General features: G+C 42.9%; 19 protein-coding genes. 8 read left to right on the top strand and 11 right to left on the bottom strand.

Features of this window, described 5'->3' with window-relative positions:
• Nucleotides 1–593 precede the first annotated feature (593 nt).
• From L7A31_RS07080 to L7A31_RS07055, 6 genes are all read left to right on the top strand, one after another.
• Nucleotides 594–764: a hypothetical protein gene (locus tag L7A31_RS07080; RefSeq protein ID WP_237360823.1), complete on the top strand. Its 171-nt coding sequence runs from the start codon at nucleotides 594–596 to the stop codon at nucleotides 762–764.
• 347 nt (nucleotides 765–1,111) lie between these two features.
• A complete protein-coding gene (locus tag L7A31_RS07075) occupies nucleotides 1,112–2,437 on the top strand; it encodes a PTS sugar transporter subunit IIC (protein ID WP_237360822.1) in 1,326 nt (441 codons plus the stop codon).
• A 28-nt stretch (nucleotides 2,438–2,465) separates the two neighbouring features.
• Nucleotides 2,466–2,771 carry a PTS sugar transporter subunit IIB gene (locus tag L7A31_RS07070; RefSeq protein ID WP_237360821.1) on the top strand — a complete coding sequence of 102 codons (306 nt, stop codon included), beginning with the start codon at nucleotides 2,466–2,468 and terminating at the stop codon, nucleotides 2,769–2,771.
• Between the two features lie 31 nt (nucleotides 2,772–2,802).
• Nucleotides 2,803–4,221 carry a glycoside hydrolase family 1 protein gene (locus L7A31_RS07065; RefSeq protein ID WP_237360820.1) on the top strand — a complete coding sequence of 473 codons (1,419 nt, stop codon included), beginning with the start codon at nucleotides 2,803–2,805 and terminating at the stop codon, nucleotides 4,219–4,221.
• 50 nt (nucleotides 4,222–4,271) lie between these two features.
• Complete coding sequence (locus L7A31_RS07060) at nucleotides 4,272–5,243, top strand: ROK family protein (RefSeq protein ID WP_237360819.1); 972 nt, start codon at nucleotides 4,272–4,274, stop codon at nucleotides 5,241–5,243.
• A gap of 9 nt (nucleotides 5,244–5,252) precedes the next feature.
• Nucleotides 5,253–5,594, top strand: coding sequence for a PTS lactose/cellobiose transporter subunit IIA (locus L7A31_RS07055; RefSeq protein WP_237360818.1), 342 nt, complete (start codon nucleotides 5,253–5,255; stop codon nucleotides 5,592–5,594).
• A 50-nt stretch (nucleotides 5,595–5,644) separates the two neighbouring features.
• Here L7A31_RS07055 and L7A31_RS07050 read toward each other — a convergent pair whose 3' ends face one another.
• From L7A31_RS07050 to L7A31_RS07040, 3 genes are all read right to left on the bottom strand, one after another.
• On the bottom strand, nucleotides 5,645–6,652 hold the full coding sequence (locus L7A31_RS07050) for a LacI family DNA-binding transcriptional regulator (protein WP_237360817.1): 1,008 nt from the start codon (nucleotides 6,650–6,652) through the stop codon (nucleotides 5,645–5,647).
• Nucleotides 6,653–6,824: 172 nt separating this feature from the next.
• Nucleotides 6,825–7,847 carry a LacI family DNA-binding transcriptional regulator gene (locus tag L7A31_RS07045; protein ID WP_237360816.1) on the bottom strand — a complete coding sequence of 341 codons (1,023 nt, stop codon included), beginning with the start codon at nucleotides 7,845–7,847 and terminating at the stop codon, nucleotides 6,825–6,827.
• Nucleotides 7,848–8,079: 232 nt separating this feature from the next.
• A complete protein-coding gene (locus L7A31_RS07040; RefSeq protein ID WP_237360815.1) occupies nucleotides 8,080–9,687 on the bottom strand; it encodes a cellulase family glycosylhydrolase in 1,608 nt (535 codons plus the stop codon).
• A gap of 425 nt (nucleotides 9,688–10,112) precedes the next feature.
• On the opposite strand from L7A31_RS07040, the gene L7A31_RS07035 reads away from it, so the two are divergent.
• On the top strand, nucleotides 10,113–10,553 hold the full coding sequence (locus L7A31_RS07035; protein WP_237360814.1) for a YtoQ family protein: 441 nt from the start codon (nucleotides 10,113–10,115) through the stop codon (nucleotides 10,551–10,553).
• A gap of 81 nt (nucleotides 10,554–10,634) precedes the next feature.
• Here L7A31_RS07035 and glmS read toward each other — a convergent pair whose 3' ends face one another.
• Both glmS and L7A31_RS07025 read right to left on the bottom strand, forming a co-directional pair.
• Nucleotides 10,635–12,467: a glutamine--fructose-6-phosphate transaminase (isomerizing) gene (gene glmS, locus L7A31_RS07030; RefSeq protein ID WP_237360813.1), complete on the bottom strand. Its 1,833-nt coding sequence runs from the start codon at nucleotides 12,465–12,467 to the stop codon at nucleotides 10,635–10,637.
• An 86-nt stretch (nucleotides 12,468–12,553) separates the two neighbouring features.
• Nucleotides 12,554–13,315 (bottom strand): DeoR/GlpR family DNA-binding transcription regulator, encoded by a 762-nt coding sequence (locus L7A31_RS07025; RefSeq protein WP_237360812.1) that lies wholly within the window; start codon nucleotides 13,313–13,315, stop codon nucleotides 12,554–12,556.
• Between the two features lie 416 nt (nucleotides 13,316–13,731).
• On the opposite strand from L7A31_RS07025, the gene pykF reads away from it, so the two are divergent.
• The gene (gene pykF, locus L7A31_RS07020) at nucleotides 13,732–15,144 is read left to right on the top strand and encodes a pyruvate kinase PykF (protein ID WP_237360811.1); all 1,413 of its coding nucleotides are present in this window, start codon (nucleotides 13,732–13,734) and stop codon (nucleotides 15,142–15,144) included.
• Between the two features lie 341 nt (nucleotides 15,145–15,485).
• Here pykF and L7A31_RS07015 read toward each other — a convergent pair whose 3' ends face one another.
• The 6 genes from L7A31_RS07015 to tkt form a co-directional block, all read right to left on the bottom strand.
• Entirely contained in the window at nucleotides 15,486–16,181 is a 696-nt protein-coding gene (locus tag L7A31_RS07015) for an oxidative stress defense protein (protein ID WP_237360810.1), read from the bottom strand.
• Between the two features lie 148 nt (nucleotides 16,182–16,329).
• On the bottom strand, nucleotides 16,330–17,190 hold the full coding sequence (locus L7A31_RS07010) for a mechanosensitive ion channel domain-containing protein (protein ID WP_237360809.1): 861 nt from the start codon (nucleotides 17,188–17,190) through the stop codon (nucleotides 16,330–16,332).
• Between the two features lie 272 nt (nucleotides 17,191–17,462).
• Nucleotides 17,463–18,539 carry a class II fructose-bisphosphate aldolase gene (fbaA, locus tag L7A31_RS07005; RefSeq protein ID WP_237360808.1) on the bottom strand — a complete coding sequence of 359 codons (1,077 nt, stop codon included), beginning with the start codon at nucleotides 18,537–18,539 and terminating at the stop codon, nucleotides 17,463–17,465.
• A gap of 154 nt (nucleotides 18,540–18,693) precedes the next feature.
• Nucleotides 18,694–19,854, bottom strand: coding sequence for a phosphoglycerate kinase (locus L7A31_RS07000; RefSeq protein WP_237360807.1), 1,161 nt, complete (start codon nucleotides 19,852–19,854; stop codon nucleotides 18,694–18,696).
• A 140-nt stretch (nucleotides 19,855–19,994) separates the two neighbouring features.
• Complete coding sequence (gene epd, locus L7A31_RS06995) at nucleotides 19,995–21,020, bottom strand: erythrose-4-phosphate dehydrogenase (protein ID WP_237360806.1); 1,026 nt, start codon at nucleotides 21,018–21,020, stop codon at nucleotides 19,995–19,997.
• 144 nt (nucleotides 21,021–21,164) lie between these two features.
• Nucleotides 21,165–23,177 carry a transketolase gene (gene tkt / locus L7A31_RS06990; protein ID WP_237363525.1) on the bottom strand — a complete coding sequence of 671 codons (2,013 nt, stop codon included), beginning with the start codon at nucleotides 23,175–23,177 and terminating at the stop codon, nucleotides 21,165–21,167.
• Between the last annotated feature and the right edge of the window lie 154 nt (nucleotides 23,178–23,331).

Below are 23,331 nucleotides of genomic sequence, written 5' to 3'. Positions count from 1 at the left end.
TTTTTTGATCTGATGTGATATGGTTAGTTTCTTCTTAGTTTATATCTTTAAAGATTGCGAACTACCCACATTAAAATCAAAACCTTACTAACAAATGTCCAAAAATTGTTCACATCTCAATTTTTGGTAGAATTAATTTTAATCTTTGTTACCAAAACTATCTATATACTTAACCACACTCTTATCGTTATTATTCTTCACATAAAATAGAAATGAGCCAACTCAATCTATATCTATTTTATGTCACTATTATATTCATACAAATAACATAAATTATTTTATTAGATGAAGCTTGTATTGAAGGAGCAATATGTAGTTAAACACTTAACCCCCTTAGATAGGAGGAGAACATGAACATGGAAAATTTTAAGACTTACGTATCCAACAACATTTGGTCCATGGTAATTTCAAACTTTATGTTTCATTCTGAGAAGAGTCATCAAGAAGCTTGTCACTTTTTAGGTAATTGCTACAGAGAGCGATATATAAATAGCAAATAAATCAAATTATTTGACCACTTTCAATAAGTGGAAGCTATGCAAATTATTATTACAACAGCTTTGATTTGAGCATTTATTTAATAAGGTATCGAAATGACTAATACTAGTTGGGAAATGGCGATTTCAATGTACATGATTCACCTCGGCGTTAGCAGAAAAGAAGCTTGTGACGCTCTAGGGATTGAGTTTGAAGAGTTAACCTTAGATGAAGATATCGATAGAGAAAGCAATTCAACCCTTTCATCGACTACTTTAAATGGATAACGGTAAACAACTACAAAAAGTCCTTCACTACAAACGGATTAGAGATGACAACTTGAGTCTCTAGAACTTAGCGGATCTAGACTACAGCCAAGTTGTCATCTCGATATCTACTGCAATTTACATTGAACACCTTTCTTCCTTCCCTCTGTGCTCCATGAACAAACTACCCGTAGCATAGTTCTGGTTATTATTTAAACCGATCACATAATTTGACACAAAATCCATGATCGCTGTGAGTCAGTTCAATAAATGCTTTCATTCATGTGTAACCGGTTACTGTAACCGGTTACATTCTTTTCAGTTTTTATTTCTTAGATGAATTTTTGCCTGATTGTGGGGAAGCAATAATGAGCACTGAAACCATTGAAGACCAAAGAACCATTGCAGATAGAGTGAATAAAATCCTTCCAACTATCCTGAAGTTTGTTAACTCGAAACCGATCACCGCAATAAAAGAAGGTTTCATGTTAACCATGCCATTAACCATCATTGGTTCAATATTCCTTTTGATAGCATTTGTCCCTATTGATGGATACAACGAATTTATGGCGAGAATTTTCGGCGCTGAATGGAGTGTACCGCTGTTTCAGGTCGTTGGGGCGACATTTGATATTCTGGCTTTAGTTGGAGCGTTTGGTATTGCTTTTACTTATGTAAAGTATGAAGGGCACAACGGCGTCAATGCAGGCATCCTGTCTATTGTATCTATGCTGATCGTGATGAACGCCTTTGTGGTTGCACCTGATGGTGTGACTCATATTACCGGTGTTATTCCAAAAACATTCCTAGGTGGTAAAGGCATGATCGCAGCCATTATCATCGGCCTCTCAGTCGGTTGGATATACTCTGCCGTGCTCAACAAAAACTGGGTTATTAAACTGCCCGATAGTGTACCAGAAGGTGTTTCTAACGCGTTTCGCTCTTTGATCCCCGGCTTTATTATCATCTTACTTGCTTTCTTAACTTATATTTTCTTCGACGTTGCTTTTAACAAGACCTTTATAGAAACCATCTACACGGCAGTACAAACACCACTACAAAGTATGTCTGACTCGTTCTATGGTGCTGTTGGTATCGCGCTGCTGATCTCTCTATTGTGGTGGTGTGGCGTGCATGGCCCTGTCATTGTAATGGGCATCATGGGGCCAATCGTTCAAGCTAATGCACTGCATAATCAGTCGCTCATTAACGCTGGCGATCTTCTTGTCGCTGGTGAAAATGCCAAGATCGTTACTAACCAATTTGTCGATCAATTCATTACTGTTGGCGGCTCTGGACTTACCTTCGGCTTAGTATGCTGCATGGTATTGTTTGCTCGTTCAGCACAATATAAACAGCTAGGAAAACTCTCCTTTATTCCAGGAGTTTTCAATATCAACGAGCCCGTCATCTTCGCGACACCAATCATCTTTAACCCGATTATGCTGGTACCTTTCATTCTTGCGCCTGTCGCATCTGCTGTCATGGTTTATTCAGCAATTAACTTTGGCTGGGTACAACCTTTCACCGCAATTCAAGTACCTTGGACAACACCGATGGTGCTGAGCGGCTTCATCGTCGGTGGCTGGGGCGCTGCAATACTACAAATTTGTGTTTTCTTAATGACGCTATTCGTCTATTTCCCATTCTTTAAATATCAAGATCGCTTAGCTCTCTCTGAAGAATCCAAATAACGTCAATTGAAACTGAAAAGGCCATATTATGAAAAAAATACTACTACTTTGCGCAGCAGGCATGTCTACCTCAATGGTGGTCAAAAAAATGAAAGAGTCTGCAGAGAAGAAAGATCTAGATGTTCACATCGAAGCGCACGCTGTCGACACCATTTCTGAATATTTGTCTGAATACGATCTATTTCTATTAGGTCCACAGATTCGTTTCAAACAAGGCGAGTTACAAAAACTAGCCGCCCCAGTTGGCAAACGAGTTGAAGTTATCAACATGCTGGATTACGGCATGATGAAAGGTGAAAAGATCCTCGACGATGCATTAGCGCTATTCGAATAACCAGAATTTTAATTATTAGTAGAGAAAGAATATGAAATTTTCGCATGATTTTTTGTTTGGTGCAGCCAGCGCCGCCTATCAAGTCGAAGGGGCTTGGGACACTGATGGAAAGGGAATGAGCAACTGGGATGAATTCTCTAAGATCCCAGGAAAAACCTTTGAAGGAACGAATGGCGATGTCGCCATCGATCACTACCATCGATATAAAGAAGATATCGCGCTAATGGCAGAGATGGGATTGGAGTCTTATCGCTTCTCTATCGCATGGACCCGAATTCTGCCCAATGGTACCGGCGAAGTGAACCCTAAAGGGATTGCATTCTATAACGATCTGATTGATGAATGCCTTAAACATGGCATCGTGCCTTTTGTCACTCTATATCATTGGGATCTACCCCTTCCTCTGGAAAAAGCAGGTGGTTGGCTAAATAAAGCTACCGTTGATGCCTTCATCAACTACGCGAAAATCTGTTTTGATGCCTTTGGTGACCGAGTAAAACACTTCATTACCTTTAATGAAACGGTTGTCTTTACTGCCCTTGGTTATCTTGATGGTGCTCACCCTCCTGGCATTCAAGATGATCCTAAGAAGTATTTCCAAGCAACTCACAATGTCTTCTACGCTCATGCTAAAACCATCTCAGCATACAAAGAGCTGAATCAATTTGGTGAAATTGGAATAAGCCACGTATTTAGCCCAGCGTTTGCAGTAGATGATAGCGAAGACAATAAACTCGCTGAATATCATGCAAATCAATTCAATACTCATTGGTTCTACGATCCAATTTTACTGGGTCACTATCCTGAGCATGTTGTTTGCCAATTGACGGAACAAGGGCTACTGCCAGACTGGACCGAAGAAGAGCTCGAGACCATCAAACAAGCTGCACCACTGAATGACTTTATTGGATTGAACTACTACCAGCCTCATCGAGTAAAGAAAATCACCGCCGATGTAGAAAAAATCGAAAGTACCCGAGAAAATTCAACAGGCTCTCCCGGAAAACCTAGCTTCGATGGTTTCTACCAATCAGTCAAAATGGATGACAAACGCTACACCAAGTGGGATTGGGAAATTTCACCAGAAGGCTTTGTTGACGGGCTGAATATGCTCAAAGCGCATTACGGCAATGTTAAGATGTACATCACAGAGAATGGACTCGGTGATGAGGATGTGATTGTCGAAGGCGTCCCATGTGATATACCAAGGATCAACTTCATTAATGATCACTTGGTTGCGGTGAGATCGGCGATCAAAGATGGTGTCAATATCAAAGGATACTTTGCTTGGTCAGCTATCGACTTGCTCAGCTGGCTAAATGGCTTTAAAAAGCAGTATGGTTTCATATACGTAGACCATAGCAATAACCTCGCTCGTAGCAAAAAAGCATCTTTTCATTGGTATAAAGATGTCATCGACAGCCGTGGTGAAAACCTCATCGAGCGCTAACCCTTTCCCTTGATGGGGAATATCGCGACCAACATGCATAAAGGATTGATATGGAAAAATATTTTCTAGCCTATGATATTGGCGGAACAGACATCAAATACGCTGTGTTAAATCGTCATGGGCATCTCATCGAAAAGCATAAGGTTGCTACCCCATCAACGGGTACAGAGATAGTCGAGCAATTGGTTGAGATAAAGCAATCACTCGAAAATAACTATCCATTTGAAGGAGCGGCTTTCTCAGTGCCAGGAATGGTTGCCCCTGTAGAGGGCTTCCTTCAAACCGGCGGAGCAATTGCTGATTTCTATGGTTTTCCATTTCGAGAGGTTTTGGGTGCCAAACTCCAGATGCCGGTGGAAGTAGAAAATGATGTGAATTGCGTGGCTTTGGCTGAAAAATGGTTGGGTAAAGCGAAAAATTGCCAGAACTTTCTTTGTGTCACCATAGGGACAGGAGTTGGCGGTGCCGTCTATGCCAACGATCAATTGGTAAGAGGCCACGCTAATATGGCTGGCGAATTTGGCTATATGCTCACCAACGCTTGCCACAATAGTCAAAATCAGCCGACAACACTCAGCTTCACCGGTTCTATCAGAGAAGGCCTACGCAGGCAATATATACAAAGAAAACAAACTTTAAGTATTGAAGATATTTCTGGCAAAGATATATATTCCTTTGCTGAGAAAGGTGATGAAATAGCAAAACAAGTCATCGAGTGTTTTTATAAAAATATCGCTGTTGGCTTATATAACCTTATTTTTATATTAAACCCAGAAAAAATTATTATCGGTGGAGCAATCAGTACTCGACAAGAAATTTATGCCTCGATTAAAAACCATATTCAACGATTAATTGATAGCGAAGGTTCTATAAGAGGTCATCAAGTCGATAGCTTAGTTAATATTGAAAGTGCCCAGTTTGGCAATGACGCTGGGTTAATTGGCGCGGTATACCATTTCTTGAACATGACCAAGAGTCGTACTGATTCAACAGAAAAACCTGAATATGAAAAAACAAATTAGGACAAAGGTATGAGTGTACTAACAGGTAGTGATTTAGAAAGCACAGTAATGGAACTGATTATTAATGCAGGAGAGTCGAAGTCTCAGGCTATGGAAGCTTTGAGAGCGGCTAAAAGCAAAAACTGGGATGAAGTAGATGAACATCTTACATTGTCTGCTGCAGCATCCAAACGAGCTCATGACGTACAAACGTCACTGATTGGCTTGGATGAAGGAGAAGGGAAAGTACCGGTTAACTTGATTATGGTGCATGCTCAAGACCATATAATGACGGCTATGTTAGCCAAAGAAATGATCGCTGAGATGATTGATCTGCATAGAAAAATAGACCAGCTATCTGATCAGAAATGAATTCATACAGATCAGTAAAATCATAGGGTGCTTCGGATCGCACCCTAAAACTAGTTTAGCTTTTTAACTGACTCTCTCTGTATAAGTCTCCCGGAAAAGGTTTGAGATCTATTGCTCAACTCTTTTTTCTCCAGTAGCTCTTGCGCCGATGCTAAAGCTTGACGCGTCATCTCTTGTATCGGCAAATCGACCGTGGTTAATGCCGGAATCACGTATGTACTGACTTCTTCGTTATCTATTCCGATCACAGAGATATCTTCGGGTATTTGGTATCCCGCTTCTCGAAATGCTTTCATGGCGCCTATCGCAATATCATCACTTGCTGCAAATATTGCTGTTATAGGCAAATCTGCTGCAATCATGTCTTTCGCTTTTTCGTAGCCATGCTTCAGCTTAAAGTTCTCACAGTAGAAATGCAGATCTTCATTTAGCTCTAATCCGTGCTTCTCTAAAGTTTGCTGATATGCAGAAAAACGTAACTTAGTCGTTGGTGTTTTTCTATGAGGTCCTAGATAGGCGATACGTTTGTGGCCCTGTGATATCAAATGCTCTACCGCTAAGATCGAAGCTTGGCTATGATCAAACGAAATTGAATAGCCTACATCTTCCGGTAAGCTACGCCCTACAACAATGATCGGCGGAGTTACAGAGTTTTTTAGCGCAATAATTTCTTCAACAGATAGTTTACGAGAGTACAAGATAATGACATCGCAGCGTCTATCAGACAAAAAATGAACCGCTTCTTTCTCTTGCTCAGCATCATTGTGGCCATCGGTAACAATCAGCTGCTTTCCCGTTTTCTCTGCAGCTTGAGTTGCTTGTTTTAACAAACTGCCAAAGTAGTGACCATCGAAATCAGGCAAGACGAGACCAATGCTGTTTGAGCGGTTAGTCGCGAGGGCTTGAGCGAAAGAATTGGGACGAAAATTTAGCTCTTCCATGGCCTTAAAAATTGCTTCGCGCGTCGATTCCTTAACCTTCCCATTTCCACTAATGGCACGAGAAACCGTTGCTTTCGACACACCTACTTTTTTGCAAATATCGTTAATAGTCGCCATAAGTAACCAATACCAATCACTGCTGTGATTAGTTTGTAATTCTCCATTTATCTACCGGATTAAAAAGCTGTAAAGAGTTGAGTTGAACGCAGCCAAAACCAATTAATTAACGCCATATTAACGAGATATATGGTCACTGTCCAAGGTTCACAATGCTTTGAGAGGGGCTAAGTCACATAGGCCGAGCAATACATGATCCCCTTTCAATAATGGTCATCAAATACTCTTGTTCATGGCTGGAGGGTTGAGCCGAAATCAAGCCAAGATGCTGAAGCATATGAGTGGCTGCCATTTCTCCGTAGTGCTGGGATGGTTGGCGAATAGTGGTCAAGGGAGGAGAAAATATAGTCGCCATTTCATGATCGTCAAATCCAATCACTGACACTTGTTCTGGTACCGAGTAACCCTTTTCTTTTAACATGCTAATTGCGCCAAGAGCCATGTGATCATTCGCGGCGAAAATAGCACTAAATTCAACTTCTTGGGAAATTAACGTTTCGACAGCTTGTCTACCACAATCTATCTCAAATTTGCCATAGATGACGAGCTCGGATCGGATTGGTATGCCTGCTTTTTCCAAAGCTTGATAATAGCCATCAAGACGCTGCTTTCCGTCAGGCTGACTCAAGTTTCCACAGATATGTACTATCTTTTCGTGGCCTAAACGGAGTAAATAGTTTGTCGCTAAATATCCACCGACGACATTGTTCGTGCTTACTGACGAGATGTTCTCTGTCATCAGCTGATTGTTGCCAATTGATACAACTGGAATATTTAACCTTAGCTGCTGTAAACGGTGATCTGATAGCCGACCACCGATAACAATCACGCCATCGACACCTTGCTTATGCAAATCCTTAATTCGAGCAAGCTCTGCTTTTTCACCATGAACAGCCGTCGTTACAAATGAAATCAAGCCATGTTGATGCAAGCTCTTTTCTATTGCGCACAATACTGCATTGAAGTGGGAGCACATCACATCGTAAGGAATGATAATACCAATCATATTGCTAGGTATTTTCCGAGCAATGCTTTGGTGTTTAGGTTGGTAGTTTAGCTGTGCTATAGCGGTTTCTATGCGTTTTTGTTTATCTGGCTTTACGTACCCACGCTCATGGATGTAACGTGTGACGGTAGAGATAGATACCGAAGCGGCATCCGCTATATCGTTCAGCGTTGCTTTGTGATGTGTCATGCTTGGCTATATCCTTATCGCTGAGGCATTAGATATCATGGTCAACTACTCGTAACCCAACTCGAACCAATCATCGATATTCGTCATCGAAACCGTATATTAATACATCAGAATTGCATTGTATAAGTGTGGAACCAAGAATTGAGATTGTGCCAGACAACATAAAAAAGGCCTTAGGAGTTCCCCCTAAGGCCTTGATTAATTGAATCACTTTTAGCTAGACGCTCATTCGCTACTGACAGCTACCTACCAGTGTCCATGATGCATCGCTCCCTGGAATTGAGCTTGTATACCAGTTCGCTCGGTAAAGGTTACCTTGATACTGCATCTCTTCCCCTTCTTCTAGGTGAGTATTTGGGCCACCATCATAGTCTGGGTGCAGCCAATTCGGATATTCAGTCACATTTTCACAGCTACCAGTATCACCGCCACTGCCTGTCGGCGTTAAACTAAACCAGTTCAGGTTCCAACCTCCAGTTTTGACGTAAATTGCGACTGTCTGGGCACCAGCTTCTGGGAAGTGTACCGTACCTTTCTGATCTTGCCAGTTCTGCCAACCGCCGGTACCAGTCAAGGTTAAATTCCCATACACAACGTCACCACCCGCTTTCTCCAATTGGATCACGCCAGCAGAAGTATTCTCTGAAGCAACACGATAAGTCACCTCATAGTCACCCGCAGTCGGGACTGAGACATTAAAGGTCATCCAGTCTCCGTCATCTGTGTACCCTACGTTCTGACCGCCACCAGTGTCCGTGGTATCTTCTAACTGAAGTCCTTTCGAATAACAGAAGCTTTCTACTTCGATTTTGCCCGGCAGCACATTGGTATCACAAGGGCCAGAGGCGTCAGCTTCATCGCCACCACCGCCGCCACCGCTTGTAGGCCAGCTGGAAATGATCTCTTTTACATAGCTGCCAGATTCAGTGTAATTGCCCCAAGTGCCTCCCGGCGTAAACATCGACGCCCCTTCAGCTTTATCATTGATGGACCAGTTGGCATGACTAATATTGTTTTGTTTAAACAAGTTCATCCAAGCTTCAGTTTCTGTGCGATTCACGGCACCATCACCATCAGCATTCACCGTTCCCCACTCCGTTGCCATCAAAGCGATGCCATTGTTCAACGCTGTTTGAACTTTGTCTCGAAGAGATTGACCATGAGTACCAGCATAAAAATGGATGGTGTAAGCAATGTTGGGGCGATTAATTGGATCATAAGAAGCAGCGTCTACATCTTGTGACCAAGTTGGCGTGCCCACGACAATGATACCGGTTGGGTCAATCGCGCGGATTTTGTCGATAATAAATTCCGCATATGGCTTGATGTCATTACTCCAGCTGACTTGCAAAGGCTCGTTGTATACTTCGTAAATCACGTTGTCATATTGGCCATATTTCTCTGCAACATAAGTAAAGAAAGCTTCAGCTGTCGCCCAATCTTCATGTGCGTGGTGGCTATGGTAGTCGACGATGACATACATATCTTCGGCAATCGCAGCATTAATAACGGTTTCTAGACGAGCCATATTGCCGTCCCAGTCATCTTTTAGACCGCCAGATTCATCAACCCCAATCGCCGCACGGATAATAGTCGCGCCTAGCTCAGTTTTCGCCGACTTCACATCTGCGGCAGTGTAGAAGCGCTCTGCCCCCCAGTTAGTATTGCTCCAAAATAGGCTTGGCCCCGCAAAGCTCTTTGCTTCACCGCCAGCGAGCACCTGACCATTCGATACTGTGAGTGGTTCAACGGCGAACGCTAACTGAGTTGAAGCTGCCAATAAAGTGAGTGGAAAAAGAGATCGTTTCGTGATGCCTAGGATGGATTTTTTGATGTTCATTCTCTCAACGTCCTTATTGTTCTAAGTTGTCAATTTTTTGATAACTCAAATTAGCAATAAGAGCGGAAAAGCTTCAATCAACCTAATATCCAGAAAATATGGAATTTACTGAGTTCGTGATAGTTTCAATTTAAAAAAGAATGAAATGAATAAATTAATGAACAGTTCTATAAAGGTAATTTGAAGCAGATCACCCTAAATAAAGAGTTAAGTTTAAAAAGACTGCCCACTATATTTTAGTTAGATATATATTAACGCTCTAAATACGTACATATTAGTAAGCTATATAGAAATATGGTCAAAAGAGAACGGCGCGTGACGTAGTTTAGTAACAACTAGTGCTCTTCACCTTACTAAAACTCCATTGCTCAATAACTGGTGAGGTGTTAGGTTTGTGGCTCAAAATCAGCAAGTTGAAGGCTACTATGAAATATAAAGTCTATTTGTCAGGCGAGATCCATACCGATTGGCGTGAGCAAATCATCAAAGGGTGTGAAGCCAAGAATCTAAAGGTTAAGTTTATATCCGCAAATACGGATCATGAATCGAGTGATGCAGCAGGTGATCATTTAGGCTTAGAAAGCGATCCTTTCTGGAGAGATCATAAATCAGCAAAAGTGAATGCGATCCGGACTCAAACCGCAATTAAGTCATGCGACATAGCCATCATACGCTTTGGCGATAAGTATAAACAATGGAACGCAGCATTTGACGCCGGTTTCTGCGCTGCTTTAGGTAAACCTTATATTACTCTACACGATGAAAACCTAGTCCATGCGCTAAAAGAAGTGGATGCTTCTGCACAAGCCTGGGCAACCTCGCCAGAGCAAATTGTTGAGCTACTTGCATACACTGTGGAAGCGTAATTAGTACCCTCTCCCAGCAAGCAATTTCGATATAAAAGGCAGCGATAACATTAGTAACCGCTGCCTTTTCAATACCTTGTTTTACTCTACTGTCACTGACTTCGCAAGGTTCCTAGGTTGATCCACATCTGTTCCTTTGATTAATGCAACATAGTACGAGAGCAACTGCATTGGGATCGTGTAGTAAATAGGAGCGGTAATATCACTCACATTTGGCATTGTGATGATCTTCATGCTCTCGTCGGCCTCAAAGCCAGCGCTTTCATCGGCAAATACGTAAAGCAAGCCGCCACGAGCACGAACTTCTTCAATATTGGACTTCAGTTTTTCAAGTAGCTCGTTATTTGGCGCAACCACAACAACTGGCATATCCGCATCAATCAAAGCTAGTGGGCCGTGTTTGAGCTCACCTGCCGCGTACGCTTCGGCGTGAATGTAAGAGATTTCTTTGAGCTTTAGTGACGCTTCCATAGCAATAGGATAGAACTCACCACGGCCTAAGAACAAAGTATGGTGTTTGTCGGCAAAGTCTTCCGCCAATGCTTCGATCTGCTTATCGTAGCTCAGTGCTGAATTGATCTGATCTGGCAGCGAGTGTAACGCCTTTACAATCTCTGCTTCTTTTACAGCATCAACATACTGCCTCTCTTTGCCTAAGGCCGTTACCAGCATAAGCAGAGCAGAGAGTTGCGTGGTAAAGGCTTTGGTCGAAGCAACGCCAATTTCGGCTCCAGCGCGAGTCATAAAGGCAAAATCAGATTCACGTACCAGAGAAGAGCCCGCCACGTTACAAATTGTCATCGCTGACATGTAGCCTTTTTCTTTTGCTAGTCGAAGTGCTGCTAGTGTATCTGCCGTCTCTCCTGATTGAGAAAGCGTAATTAACAGGCTATTTGGGCGAGTAACAAATTTGCGATAGCGGAATTCAGATGCAATCTCGACATCACAGCTCACTCCCGCTAACGATTCAAACCAATAACGAGCAACCATTCCAGCATTGTATGATGTACCACAAGCAACAATCTGAACGTGCTCTACTTTTTCTAATATTTCCGCTGCATTAACGCCAATACTTTCAGTGATCACCGCATCTTTGGTTAAACGGCCTTCGACGGTATTAATCAGAGCCGTTGGCTGCTCAAAAATCTCTTTCTGCATAAAGTGGCGATATTTGCCTTTGTCACCAGCATCATGCTCGGCATTAGATTCAACCACTTCGCGCTCTACCGGGTTACCACTAAGATCGAAAATTGTTACCTTGCGACGCGTGATCTCAGCAACATCGCCCTCTTCCAAATAAGAGAACCGGCGAGTGACATTCAGAAGCGCCAATTGATCGGATGCTAAGAAGTTTTCGCCGACACCATAACCAATCACAATCGGGCTACCAGATCGTGCAACGACTAATCGACTTGGATCTTTACGATCCATAACCACTGTGCCATAAGCACCTTCCAACTGTTTTACCGTTTTTTGCAAAGCTTCAACCAATGAAGTTGCTTCTCGCATTTCCCATTCAACAAGATGAGCGATAACCTCAGTGTCAGTTTGAGACTCAAAAGAATAACCACGATCTTTAAGCAGTTGTCGTAGTTCCTCATGGTTTTCGATGATGCCATTGTGTACAACAGATATATCGCTAGACATGTGTGGATGCGCATTGGCTTCCGAAGGTTCGCCATGAGTTGCCCAGCGAGTATGAGCAATACCAGTTCCACCAGCAACTTCTTGCTGCTCGGTAGCATCAACTAGTTCTTGCACCTTACCAAGACGGCGAAGACGAGTGAGCTCGCTATTTGAGTCTACAATAGCGACACCTGCTGAATCATATCCACGATATTCTAAGCGTCGTAGACCTTCTACCAAAATTTCGGCTACATCTCGCTGAGCCACTGCTCCAACAATTCCACACATATCTTCACTCCATTCAAAATTCTATTTTCATTCTCGATTTGAATGTTAATTTGAGAATCGAGAATCTATTGTCTTTTCGTTGTTAACTATACGCAGATGACTTTTACATCATGCGACTCAATTTGTTCTTTATCCTGCATAGACAAGTCTGTATCAGTGATCACTACGTCTACGCTGCTCCAACCAAGTTCTAAATTAGGGATCTTACGCCCCACTTTTTTCGACTCAATCATGACGATCACTTCTCTTGAAACTTCAGCCATGACTTTGCTTAGCCCTAGCATTTCGTTGAACGTTGTAGTCCCTCTTGCAAGGTCGATGCCGTCTGCACCAATAAACAATTGATCAAAGTCGTACGAGCGCAATACAGACTCTGCGACAAGACCTTGAAATGCTTCAGAACGTTTATCCCACGTTCCACCCGTCATTAAGATCGTTGGCTCGTTCTCAAGATCATTGAGAGCATTAGCAACGTTGAGTGAGTTGGTCATAACAACTAAACCTTGTTTATGATTCAATTGCTGGATCAACGCACCTGTCGTACTTCCACTATCAATTACAATTCGATTGTGATCTCGAATTAGATTTACCGCTGCTTTCGCAAGTGCTAACTTTCGTGATGAAACTTGTTGTCCTAACTCTTCACTGACCACTTCTTTTGGCAGCGCGACCGCTCCGCCATAACGACGCAACAAAAGGCCATTCTCCTCTAATGAGGCTAAGTCCTTTCTTATAGTTACTTCGGAAGTTTCAAACAATGAGGCAAGCTGTTCGACACTGACTTCGCCTTGCTCAGTCACTAGGTTAGATATGGCGTGTCTTCGATATTGCGTATTGCGCTTTGACATTTTCTTTCATTTGGATATTTCGAAACGAAACATACGATAACCGAACTGAAACTTTCATTCAATTTATTTTGAAGCAAAAAATAAAATATTAGGCACAAAACCTTGTCCTAAAACAAATCTTAGGCCGTGATATTGGATGAATTCGGTGGTAGAATCCGTTCCCGAAAAGAAAAAAAATTACAGAATTTATCGTATAGTTTTCTTTTTACCCCCTCCTAAGGCGGGTTTTTTCACAGAGTTTAGTCATTTGAGCTAACTCTTTTGGTTATTAAATGACTAAATTTTGTGAAAGAGTTACAGCTTTGAGTAGGTTAAAATTGAGCCATTGTAGAAGACAGAATCTGCAACAAAAGTTTTAGCTTTATCTCGGCAACAAAATTTCAAATTGTAACTATATTTACCGGAGATTATCTTCCATGAAAAAAACCAAAATCGTATGTACGATTGGACCTAAAACTGAATCTGTAGAAAAACTATCAGAGCTAGTAAAAGCTGGAATGAACGTGATGCGTCTTAACTTCTCTCACGGAGATTTCGATGAGCACGGTACTCGTATCTCGAACTTCCGCAAAGTTATGGAAGAAACTGGTAAGCAACTAGCTATCCTTTTAGACACTAAAGGCCCAGAAATTCGTACTATCAAGCTAGAAGGCGGTGATGACGTTGATCTAGTAGCTGGTCAAGAGTTCACATTCACTACAGATGCTAGCGTAGTCGGCACTAAAGATCGCGTAGCAGTAACTTACCCAGGCTTTGCTGGCGACCTAACTGCTGGTAACACTATCCTAGTTGACGATGGTCTTATCGAAATGGAAGTTCTAGAAACTTCTGCAACTGAAGTTAAGTGTAAAGTTCTTAACAACGGTGCTCTAGGTGAAAACAAAGGTGTTAACCTTCCTGGCGTTTCTGTAAACCTTCCTGCTCTTTCTGAAAAAGATAAAGCTGACCTTAAGTTCGGTTGCGAGCAAGGCGTTGACTTCGTTGCTGCTTCTTTCATCCGTAAAGCAGACGACGTACGTGAAATCCGTGAGCTTCTAAATGCAAATGGCGGCCAAAACATCCACATCATCTCTAAGATTGAGAACCAAGAAGGTGTAGATAACTTCGACGAAATCCTAGAGCTTTCTGACGGTATCATGGTTGCTCGTGGTGACCTAGGTGTTGAGATCCCTGCTGAAGAAGTTATTTTCGCTCAGAAGATGATGATCGAGAAATGTAACCGTGCACGTAAAGTCGTTATCACAGCAACTCAAATGCTAGATTCTATGATCAAGAACCCTCGTCCAACTCGTGCTGAAGCGGGTGACGTTGCGAACGCAATCATGGATGGTACTGACGCGGTAATGCTTTCTGGTGAAACTGCTAAAGGTAAGTACCCAGTAGAAGCTGTGACTATCATGGCTCAAATTGCTAACCGTACTGATGCAGCTCTTAAAGCCGAGCTAGGTTCTCGTCTAGACAGCCCACGTCTACGTATCACTGAAGCGGTATGTAAAGGTGCAGTTGATACTGCTGAAAAACTAGCAGCTCCACTTATCGTTGTTGCAACTGAAGGTGGTAAATCTGCTCGTTCAGTACGTAAGTACTTCCCTACTGCAAACATTCTTGCTCTTACTACAAACAAGAAAACAGCAGCTCAACTAGTACTAACTAAAGGCGTTCGCCCAGTTGTTGTTGACTCTATCGACAATACAGATTCTTTCTTTGTTAGCGGTAAAGAGCTTGCTCTAGAGTCTGGTCTAGGTAAGAAAGGTGACATCGTTGTTATGGTATCTGGCGCGCTAGTTCCTTCAGGTACAACTAACACAGCATCTGTACACGTACTATAAGATTTCTCTTGTAGAACAAAGTAAAAAGGAGAGCATATTGCTCTCCTTTTTTGATTCTGGCCTTTTAGCGAAAGCTAAGATCCAATAAAGTCTTTGGTATGTGTAACAAGTAGTATCACCATGAGCAAAAAGTAAATTGCACTCACTTTAATACTTAGGACAGCCAAGGCACCCACAGCACCTCTTACAAGATAACGGTTAATCATTTTATACCTCACAACGTCAAGTTAAATGAAATCCGCTTTCTTTTGACTCGTTTATTACTCTACTCAATCCAGAATCGACTGATATTGAGTTGACCTATTAGTTGGCGCATAGATTACCAAAAACTTTACGCCGTGTTAATTTTTTAGTTTATAGATCACATCAACTCTATCGCGAATAACTAAGCTTGAATCTTGATAGCTATTGGACTCTTTACGCATATCAAGTGCCATTGGTCGCATGACAACAGGCTGTGTATTCGGCGCGTTATAAGAAATTTGCCACACTTTTCCTAACTTCATATCAAAGCCTTTTGCTAGTGACTTAGCTTTATTATTCGCATCACGTATGGCTGCCATTCGCGCTTGCCTTTTAAACTTGGCTTCCTCTTTCACTTTTAGTTGGATGTTGTTGACTTGGTTGATGCCATCCTTCAAGGCTAAATCTAGATAGTTGTTTAGCTTTGGCAGATCGTTCACCACAACATTCACAGTTCGATTCGCGCGATAACCCGTTAACTCTGGTTTGCCATCTTTTGGATAGTGATATTGGGGAGCAAGATAAAGGTTGGAGCTGTGAATATTTTCAGCTTTAACACCCGCTTTCTTTAAGCCACTTAAGTATTTGTCTACAACTTTATCAACTGCCTGTTTGGCCTGCTCTGCCGTTAGTGCCGTTTCTAACACCTTGACCGAAAACTCAGCCATATCAGGTTTGGCAGTTACTTCTCCATATCCAGTTGTGACTATATGGGGAAAGTCGAGTGGATCGGCCATCACATTGGCACTGATAAAACCCGATACAAAAATTAATACGCTGACTAGCTTTTTCATCCTTTTCACCTTACTACATGCTTGTTACTCGCTTTGTTCAAAACAAACGAAACAAAGCGAGTTCGGTATAAGTTAGATACGAAATGAGGAAATAGTTTCCACGAATACCAAAATACAGCCCTCTTTTCAGGCTAATGCCACCGCTAGGTTAAGATTTACTCATATGAACATCCACTTGCGGAAACGGAATTTCAATCCCATTTTCATCCAGCGCTTCCTTAATCGCTTGAATTGAATCGTAATACACCGGCCAATAGTCAGAAGTTTTACACCAAGGTCTCACGACGAAATTCACCGATGAATCTGCCAAAGCTAACACACCAATAGTAATGTCAGGATCTTTCAAAATGCGCAGGTCCTTTTCCAATGTTTCTCTTATCACCTTTTTAGTAAGCTGCAGATCAGCGCTGTATGACACTCCGACAGTAAGATCGACACGCCTAGTTTCATGCTTCGAATAGTTAGTGATGGCACCACCGATAACCGATGAGTTGGGTACAACCACCATCTTATTGTCAGGTGATTTAAGAATGGTTTGAAAAATATGGATAGCCTGAACAGAACCAGCAACACCACCTACTTCGACATAATCTCCCGACTTAAATGGCCTAAATGCAACGATTAGTACGCCTGCGGCAAAGTTAGATAACGAACCTTGTAATGCAAGGCCGATTGCTAAGCCTGCTGCACCAATGACTGCTACTACTGAAGCGGTTTGAACACCAATTCGACTCAAGGCTGCAATCAAAACAATGACAAACAATAGATAGCGGACAATAGCACTAATAAACTCAACGACCGCCTTATCCATTTGCTTACTGTTGAGCACTTTGGACACACTCTTTGCGATCGCTTTAACAACTAAATTACCGATAAAGAGGATCAGAATTGCTGAAATAATATTAACACCATACTGAATCAACAAATCTGAATGATCCAAAAGCCAATTCTCAGCGTGAGTTAATCCATCTGACAACGTTGCTGCTTTGCCAACCGATTCTGTAGACATGAGTTTGCTCTCCCTATTTTATCGCTCACATCTATGCGCAAGTTAGAACTCCCTTCGCAAAGAATGAGCCTATTTGAATTGAGGCGAAATAAACCTGAGTTAAGGTCAAAAAAGAAACAATAAGAGAAATAATAGATTGAACAGGAACTTAGAAGTGAGAGTGATAGTAAGGATTGTGAATTAAGCCACGAAATAAGCGTAACAGTGAGTTAAGCAGATACAAAAAAACCCGCTCTAACGAGCGGGCTTAGCAATCACTTATAAACGTCTAATTAAAGAACGTCGATAGCGTTAAGGTCTTTGAACGCTTGCTCAAGACGAGTAACCATTGAAGCTTGACCAGCACGTAGCCATACACGTGGATCGTAGTACTTCTTGTTTGGCGCATCTTCGCCAGTTGGGTTACCGATTTGACCTTGTAGGTAATCGTGGTTTTCAGCTTCGTAAGTGCGGATGCCGTCCCAAGTAGCCCACTGAGTATCAGTATCGATGTTCATTTTGATAACACCGTAAGAGATAGACTCTTGAATTTCAGCTTCAGAAGAACCAGAACCGCCGTGGAATACGAAGTTTAGAGAGTTGTGCTCTAGACCGAACTTCTCAGAAACGTGAGCTTGAGAATCACGTAGGATAGTTGGAGTTAGAACAACGTTACCTGGCTTGTATACACCGTGTACGTTACCGAAAGAAGCAGCGATAGTGAAACGTGGGCTAACAGCGTTTAGTTTCTCGTATGCGTAAGCTACGTCTTCTGGAGAAGTGTAAAGCTCAGATGCGTCCATATCAGAGTTATCAACGCCGTCTTCTTCGCCGCCAGTACAACCTAGTTCGATTTCTAGAGTCATGTTCATTTTAGCCATGCGCTCTAGGTACTTAGCAGAAATTTCGATGTTCTCTTCTAGAGACTCTTCAGAAAGATCAATCATGTGAGAAGAGAATAGTGGCTTACCAGTTTGAGCGAAGAACTCTTCACCTGCGTCTAGCAGACCGTCGATCCAAGGAAGTAGTTTCTTAGCAGCGTGGTCAGTGTGAAGAATTACAGGAACACCGTAAGACTCAGCTACTGCGTGTACATATTTAGCACCAGCTACAGCACCAAGAACTTGAGCTTGTTGACCTTCAAGTTTTAGACCTTTACCAGCGAAGAATGCAGCACCACCGTTAGAGAACTGAACGATAACTGGTGATTTAACTTTAGCAGCTGCTTCTAGTACGCCGTTTACAGAGTCAGTACCAACACAGTTTACTGCTGGAAGAGCGAAACCATTTTCTTTCGCTACTGCAAATACTTTCTGTACGTCGTCGCCAGAGATAACACCTGGTTTTACGAAATCGAAGATCTTAGACATGGATTAAGTCCTATTTTCTGTCGTTTTAACTAAAACGGTTAATTTTAAATTCTGCAATCGTTTGCTCACAACGCGAGCTATTCTAACAAAGAAAAAGCATCGGTGCAGCAAACATAAAAGCGGGAAATCACTCTCCCGCTTTTACTTTAAATAATTACTTTGCGCGCTCTTCAAGCATTGCAACAGCTGGTAATACTTTACCTTCAACAAACTCAAGGAAAGCACCGCCACCTGTAGAGATGTAAGAGACGTCAGCTTTGATACCGAACTTGTCGATAGCTGCTAGCGTGTCACCACCACCGGCAACAGAGAAGCCTTCAGAATCAGCGATAGCACGTGAGATGCCTTCTGTACCAGCTTCGAAGTTTTTGAATTCGAATACGCCAACAGGGCCGTTCCAAAGAATTGTTTTCGCGCCTTTCAGGATTTCTGCTAGTTCTGCAGTTGAGTCTGGGCCTAGGTCGAAGATCATGTCGTCATCTTGAACGTCAGCAACGTTCTTGATTTCAGCTTCTGCGTTTTCATCGAATGCTTTTGCACAAGCAACGTCAGTCGCAACAGGGATTGCACACTCTTCCATTAGCTTCTTAGCAGTGTCTACTAGATCAGCTTCGTATAAAGATTTACCTACATTGTGGCCAGCAGCTGCGATGAATGTGTTCGCGATACCACCGCCAACAACAAGTTGGTCAGCAACTTTAGATAGAGACTCAAGCACTGTTAGCTTAGTTGATACTTTAGAGCCGCCGACGATAGCAACCATTGGACGAGCAGGCTTGTCCATAGCTTTGCCTAGAGCGTCAAGCTCGTTTGCTAGAAGAGGGCCAGCACAAGCGATTGGTGCGTGCATGCCTACGCCGTGAGTTGAAGCTTGAGCGCGGTGAGCAGTACCGAATGCATCCATTACGAATACGTCACATAGTGCAGCGTATTGCTTAGATAGCTCTTCTTCGTTTTTCTTCTCGCCTTTGTTGAAGCGAACATTTTCTAGAACAACAAGTTCACCAGCGTTTAGCTCTAGACCGTTTAGGTAATCTTTCGCTAGCTTCACGTCGCAATCTAGTGCGTCGTTTAAGTAGTTAACTACTGGTTGTAGAGAGAACTCTTCTGCGTACTCACCTTCAGTCGGACGACCTAGGTGCGAAGTAACCATTACTTTAGCGCCAGCTTCTAGGCAACGCTTGATTGTTGGTAGAGATGCTAAGATACGTGCATCTGAAGTTACTTTGCCGTCTTTTACTGGTACGTTTAGGTCAGCACGGATAAATACGCGTTTACCTGCTAGTTCCAGGTCAGTCATCTTGATCACAGACATGATTTGTCCTCTCAACTCAATTAATTAAAATTCTTAGGCGCTCAGTGTCTTACTAAGCCGTCATATATCTCGTCACTACAATCTTAAATGGAGATAAGAAGCTTTTATTTCAAGGCTAGAAATAAATATTATCTCCAATACTATTTGGTGGAGTGCATGATGAGTGCGGTATCTAACATGCGATTGGCAAATCCCCACTCGTTATCACACCAAACTAGCATTTTTACCAACTGTCCATTACTGACCCGGGTTTGAGTCCCGTCCACAATCGCACTATGCGGGTCATGGTTAAAGTCAATGGATACAAGCGGCGCTTCAGTATAATCAACAATGTTGTGTAATGTACACTGGGAAGCCTCTATGATGGTTTGATTTACGTCATTAACTTTCACATTTGTATTCAAAGTGACGCTCAAATCCATCGCAGTTACATTTACTGTGGGAACTCGCACAGAAATGGCTTCAAACTTGTTAGAAAATTTCGGAAATATCCGTTCAATACCTTTGTGAAGCTTGGTATCAACAGGAATGATCGACTGGCTGGCAGAGCGCGTTCTGCGAAGATCGGTATGATAAGCATCGATCACTTGCTGATCGTTCATTGAAGAGTGAATAGTTGTTATTGTTCCTGAATCGATGCCAAACGCATCATCAAGTACCTTAATAATCGGTACAATGCAGTTTGTGGTACAAGACCCATTCGATACCACTTTATGATCAGCGGTGATTGTGTCGTGGTTCACGCCATAAATGATGGTGTTATCCAGATCATTTGCACCCGGGTGTGAAAAAAGCACTTTCTTTGCACCAGCTGCAATATGCTCAAGGCCATCAGCCTGATTACCAAATACACCCGTACAATCTAAGACAATATCAATATCCAGGTCATGCCAAGGTAACAAATTGATCTCAGCTAAATGTAAAATACGAATAGAGTCCTTCTCACCATTTTGATGATGAACGTAGATGTGCTCTTGATCGTTAGTGATCTTTTTCTGAAAACGTCCATGACTAGTGTCGTATTGAAGCAAATGCGACATAGCATCAGGCTGAGCTAACTCATTTACTGCAACCACCTTTATTTGCTCATACTTGCCACTTTCATAGACAGCGCGGAGTACATTGCGGCCAATGCGGCCAAATCCGTTGATAGCAACTTTTAACATGAGCTTCAGACCTTGAACTAAATATCGATATCTCTAATAGCCGCCCATAGTAATGCAAAGATCTTTAAATGAATACTATTGGATAAAAAAACACCGAGCGCTAGGCTCGGTGTTTCTACTTAATGCTATTAGCCTTTGCTAATTTTAAGCTAACAACTCATTCGCAGTGTTAACTACATTCTCAACTGTAAAGCCAAATAGCTTGAATAACTCACCTGCTGGTGCAGATTCGCCGAAGGTTGTCATGCCAATCACGCGTCCGTCTAGGCCCACGTACTTGTACCAGTAGTCTGCAATGCCTGCTTCGATAGCGATACGTGCAGTAACATCACTTGGCAATACCGCTTCACGGTAGGCTGCGTCTTGCTGCTCAAATAGATCAGTTGATGGCAGAGATACTACGCGTACTTGTTTGCCAGCAGCTGTTAGCTCAGCAGCAGCATCTACTGCTAGTTGAACTTCAGAGCCAGTTGCAATCAAGATAAGCTCAGGTTTGCCAGCGCAGTCTTTCAGGATGTAACCGCCTTTAGCGATGTTCGCGACTTGCTCAGCATCACGCTCTTGCTGTGCTAGGTTTTGACGAGAGAAGATAAGAGAGCTTGGGCCGTCTTTACGTTCAATTGCCAGTTTCCATGCTACTGCAGATTCTACTTGGTCACATGGACGCCATGTGCTCATGTTTGGTGTCAGACGTAGAGAAGCGATTTGCTCAACCGGTTGGTGAGTTGGACCATCTTCGCCTAGGCCGATAGAGTCGTGCGTGTACACTTGGATGTTTTGCACTTTCATCAGTGCTGCCATGCGCATTGCGTTACGTGCGTATTCCATAAACATTAGGAAGGTTGCACCGTAAGGAACAAAGCCACCGTGCAGTGCAATACCGTTGATGATGGCTGTCATACCGAACTCACGCACACCGTAGTGGATGTAGTTACCAGACGCATCTTCAGCAGTCAGTGACTTAGAGCCTGACCACATCGTTAGGTTAGATGGCGCAAGGTCAGCAGAGCCACCCATGAATTCAGGTAGCATTTTGCCAAACGCTTCGAGTGCGTTTTGCGATGCTTTACGTGATGCGATGTTCGCTGGGTTTGCTTGCAAGTCAGCAATGATTTTTTGTGTTTCAGCTTCCCACTGTGCAGGAAGTTCACCGTTTACGCGGCGCTTGTATTCAGCAGCAAGCTCTGGGTAAGCGGCTTCATATGCTGCAAACTTGTCATTCCAAGCGGCTTCTTTCGCCTTACCAGCTTCTTTTGCATCCCACTCTGCGTAGATGTCTGATGGGATTTCAAATGCAGCGTGTTCCCAACCAAGGAATTCACGTGCTGCTTGGATTTCTTCCGCTCCTAGTGGCGCACCGTGGCAGTCGTGAGAGCCAGATTTGTTTGGCGAACCAAAACCGATGATAGTTTTCGTACAGATTAGTGTTGGACGTGGGTCTGCTTTTGCAGCTTCAATTGCTGCATTTATAGCGTCAGAGTCGTGACCATCAACTGCAGGGATAACGTGCCAGCCGTACGCTTCAAAACGCTTAGGTGTGTCGTCAGAGAACCAACCTTCTACTTCACCGTCAATTGAGATGCCGTTGTCATCCCAAAATGCAATCAGTTTGCCTAGACCTAATGTACCCGCCAGTGAACAAGCTTCGTGAGAGATGCCTTCCATCAAGCAGCCGTCGCCCATGAACGCATACGTATAGTGGTCAACAATCTCGTGGCCGTCTTTGTTAAATTGCGCCGCTAGAGATTTTTCCGCAATCGCCATGCCCACAGCATTGGTAATGCCTTGGCCTAAAGGGCCTGTGGTAGTTTCGATACCCGGCGCATAACCATACTCTGGGTGACCCGGAGTTTTTGAATGCAGTTGGCGGAAGTTCTTTAGCTCTTCAATCGGTAGCGCATATCCTGTCAGGTGAAGCAAAGAGTAGATAAGCATAGAGCCGTGACCGTTCGAAAGTACAAAGCGGTCGCGATCTGCCCAATTAGGGTTAGTTGGGTTGTGGTTTAGGTGAGAGCGCCAAAGAACTTCAGCGATATCAGCCATACCCATTGGCGCACCTGGGTGACCAGAGTTAGCTTGTTGAACACCATCCATGCTAAGTGCACGGATTGCATTGGCGAGTTGTTTGCGGGATGACATATCTACTCCTGAATGCATTACGCGAATTAAGGTAAAAATTTGCTGCGCTATTCTCTCAAAGCCAATTCCGCACTGCAAACGATTTACACGCCCAATTTAGCCTGTTTACGTCAAACTTTGCGCAACTTATTGCAAGTTCTCACCGTACAAAATTATTTACAAAATACGTTGT

The organism is Vibrio marisflavi CECT 7928 (assembly GCF_921294215.1).
Classification (GTDB): domain Bacteria; phylum Pseudomonadota; class Gammaproteobacteria; order Enterobacterales; family Vibrionaceae; genus Vibrio; species Vibrio marisflavi.
Note: the sequence above shows the minus strand (reverse complement) of the source record. Positions and strands in the feature narration are given on the sequence as shown.

Excerpts from the sequence above, each read along its gene's own strand:
- L7A31_RS07080 (WP_237360823.1), top strand. The coding sequence starts at position 594 with ATGACTAATACTAGTTGGGAAATGGCGATTTCAATGTACATGATTCAC.
- L7A31_RS07075 (WP_237360822.1), top strand. The coding sequence starts at position 1,112 with ATGAGCACTGAAACCATTGAAGACCAAAGAACCATTGCAGATAGAGTG.
- L7A31_RS07070 (WP_237360821.1), top strand. The coding sequence starts at position 2,466 with ATGAAAAAAATACTACTACTTTGCGCAGCAGGCATGTCTACCTCAATG.
- L7A31_RS07065 (WP_237360820.1), top strand. The coding sequence starts at position 2,803 with ATGAAATTTTCGCATGATTTTTTGTTTGGTGCAGCCAGCGCCGCCTAT.
- L7A31_RS07060 (WP_237360819.1), top strand. The coding sequence starts at position 4,272 with ATGGAAAAATATTTTCTAGCCTATGATATTGGCGGAACAGACATCAAA.
- L7A31_RS07055 (WP_237360818.1), top strand. The coding sequence starts at position 5,253 with ATGAGTGTACTAACAGGTAGTGATTTAGAAAGCACAGTAATGGAACTG.
- L7A31_RS07050 (WP_237360817.1), bottom strand. The coding sequence starts at position 6,652 with ATGGCGACTATTAACGATATTTGCAAAAAAGTAGGTGTGTCGAAAGCA.
- L7A31_RS07045 (WP_237360816.1), bottom strand. The coding sequence starts at position 7,847 with ATGACACATCACAAAGCAACGCTGAACGATATAGCGGATGCCGCTTCG.
- L7A31_RS07040 (WP_237360815.1), bottom strand. The coding sequence starts at position 9,687 with ATGAACATCAAAAAATCCATCCTAGGCATCACGAAACGATCTCTTTTT.
- L7A31_RS07035 (WP_237360814.1), top strand. The coding sequence starts at position 10,113 with ATGAAATATAAAGTCTATTTGTCAGGCGAGATCCATACCGATTGGCGT.
- glmS (WP_237360813.1), bottom strand. The coding sequence starts at position 12,467 with ATGTGTGGAATTGTTGGAGCAGTGGCTCAGCGAGATGTAGCCGAAATT.
- L7A31_RS07025 (WP_237360812.1), bottom strand. The coding sequence starts at position 13,315 with ATGTCAAAGCGCAATACGCAATATCGAAGACACGCCATATCTAACCTA.
- pykF (WP_237360811.1), top strand. The coding sequence starts at position 13,732 with ATGAAAAAAACCAAAATCGTATGTACGATTGGACCTAAAACTGAATCT.
- L7A31_RS07015 (WP_237360810.1), bottom strand. The coding sequence starts at position 16,181 with ATGAAAAAGCTAGTCAGCGTATTAATTTTTGTATCGGGTTTTATCAGT.
- L7A31_RS07010 (WP_237360809.1), bottom strand. The coding sequence starts at position 17,190 with ATGTCTACAGAATCGGTTGGCAAAGCAGCAACGTTGTCAGATGGATTA.
- fbaA (WP_237360808.1), bottom strand. The coding sequence starts at position 18,539 with ATGTCTAAGATCTTCGATTTCGTAAAACCAGGTGTTATCTCTGGCGAC.
- L7A31_RS07000 (WP_237360807.1), bottom strand. The coding sequence starts at position 19,854 with ATGTCTGTGATCAAGATGACTGACCTGGAACTAGCAGGTAAACGCGTA.
- epd (WP_237360806.1), bottom strand. The coding sequence starts at position 21,020 with ATGTTAAAAGTTGCTATCAACGGATTTGGCCGCATTGGCCGCAATGTA.
- tkt (WP_237363525.1), bottom strand. The coding sequence starts at position 23,177 with ATGCATTCAGGAGTAGATATGTCATCCCGCAAACAACTCGCCAATGCA.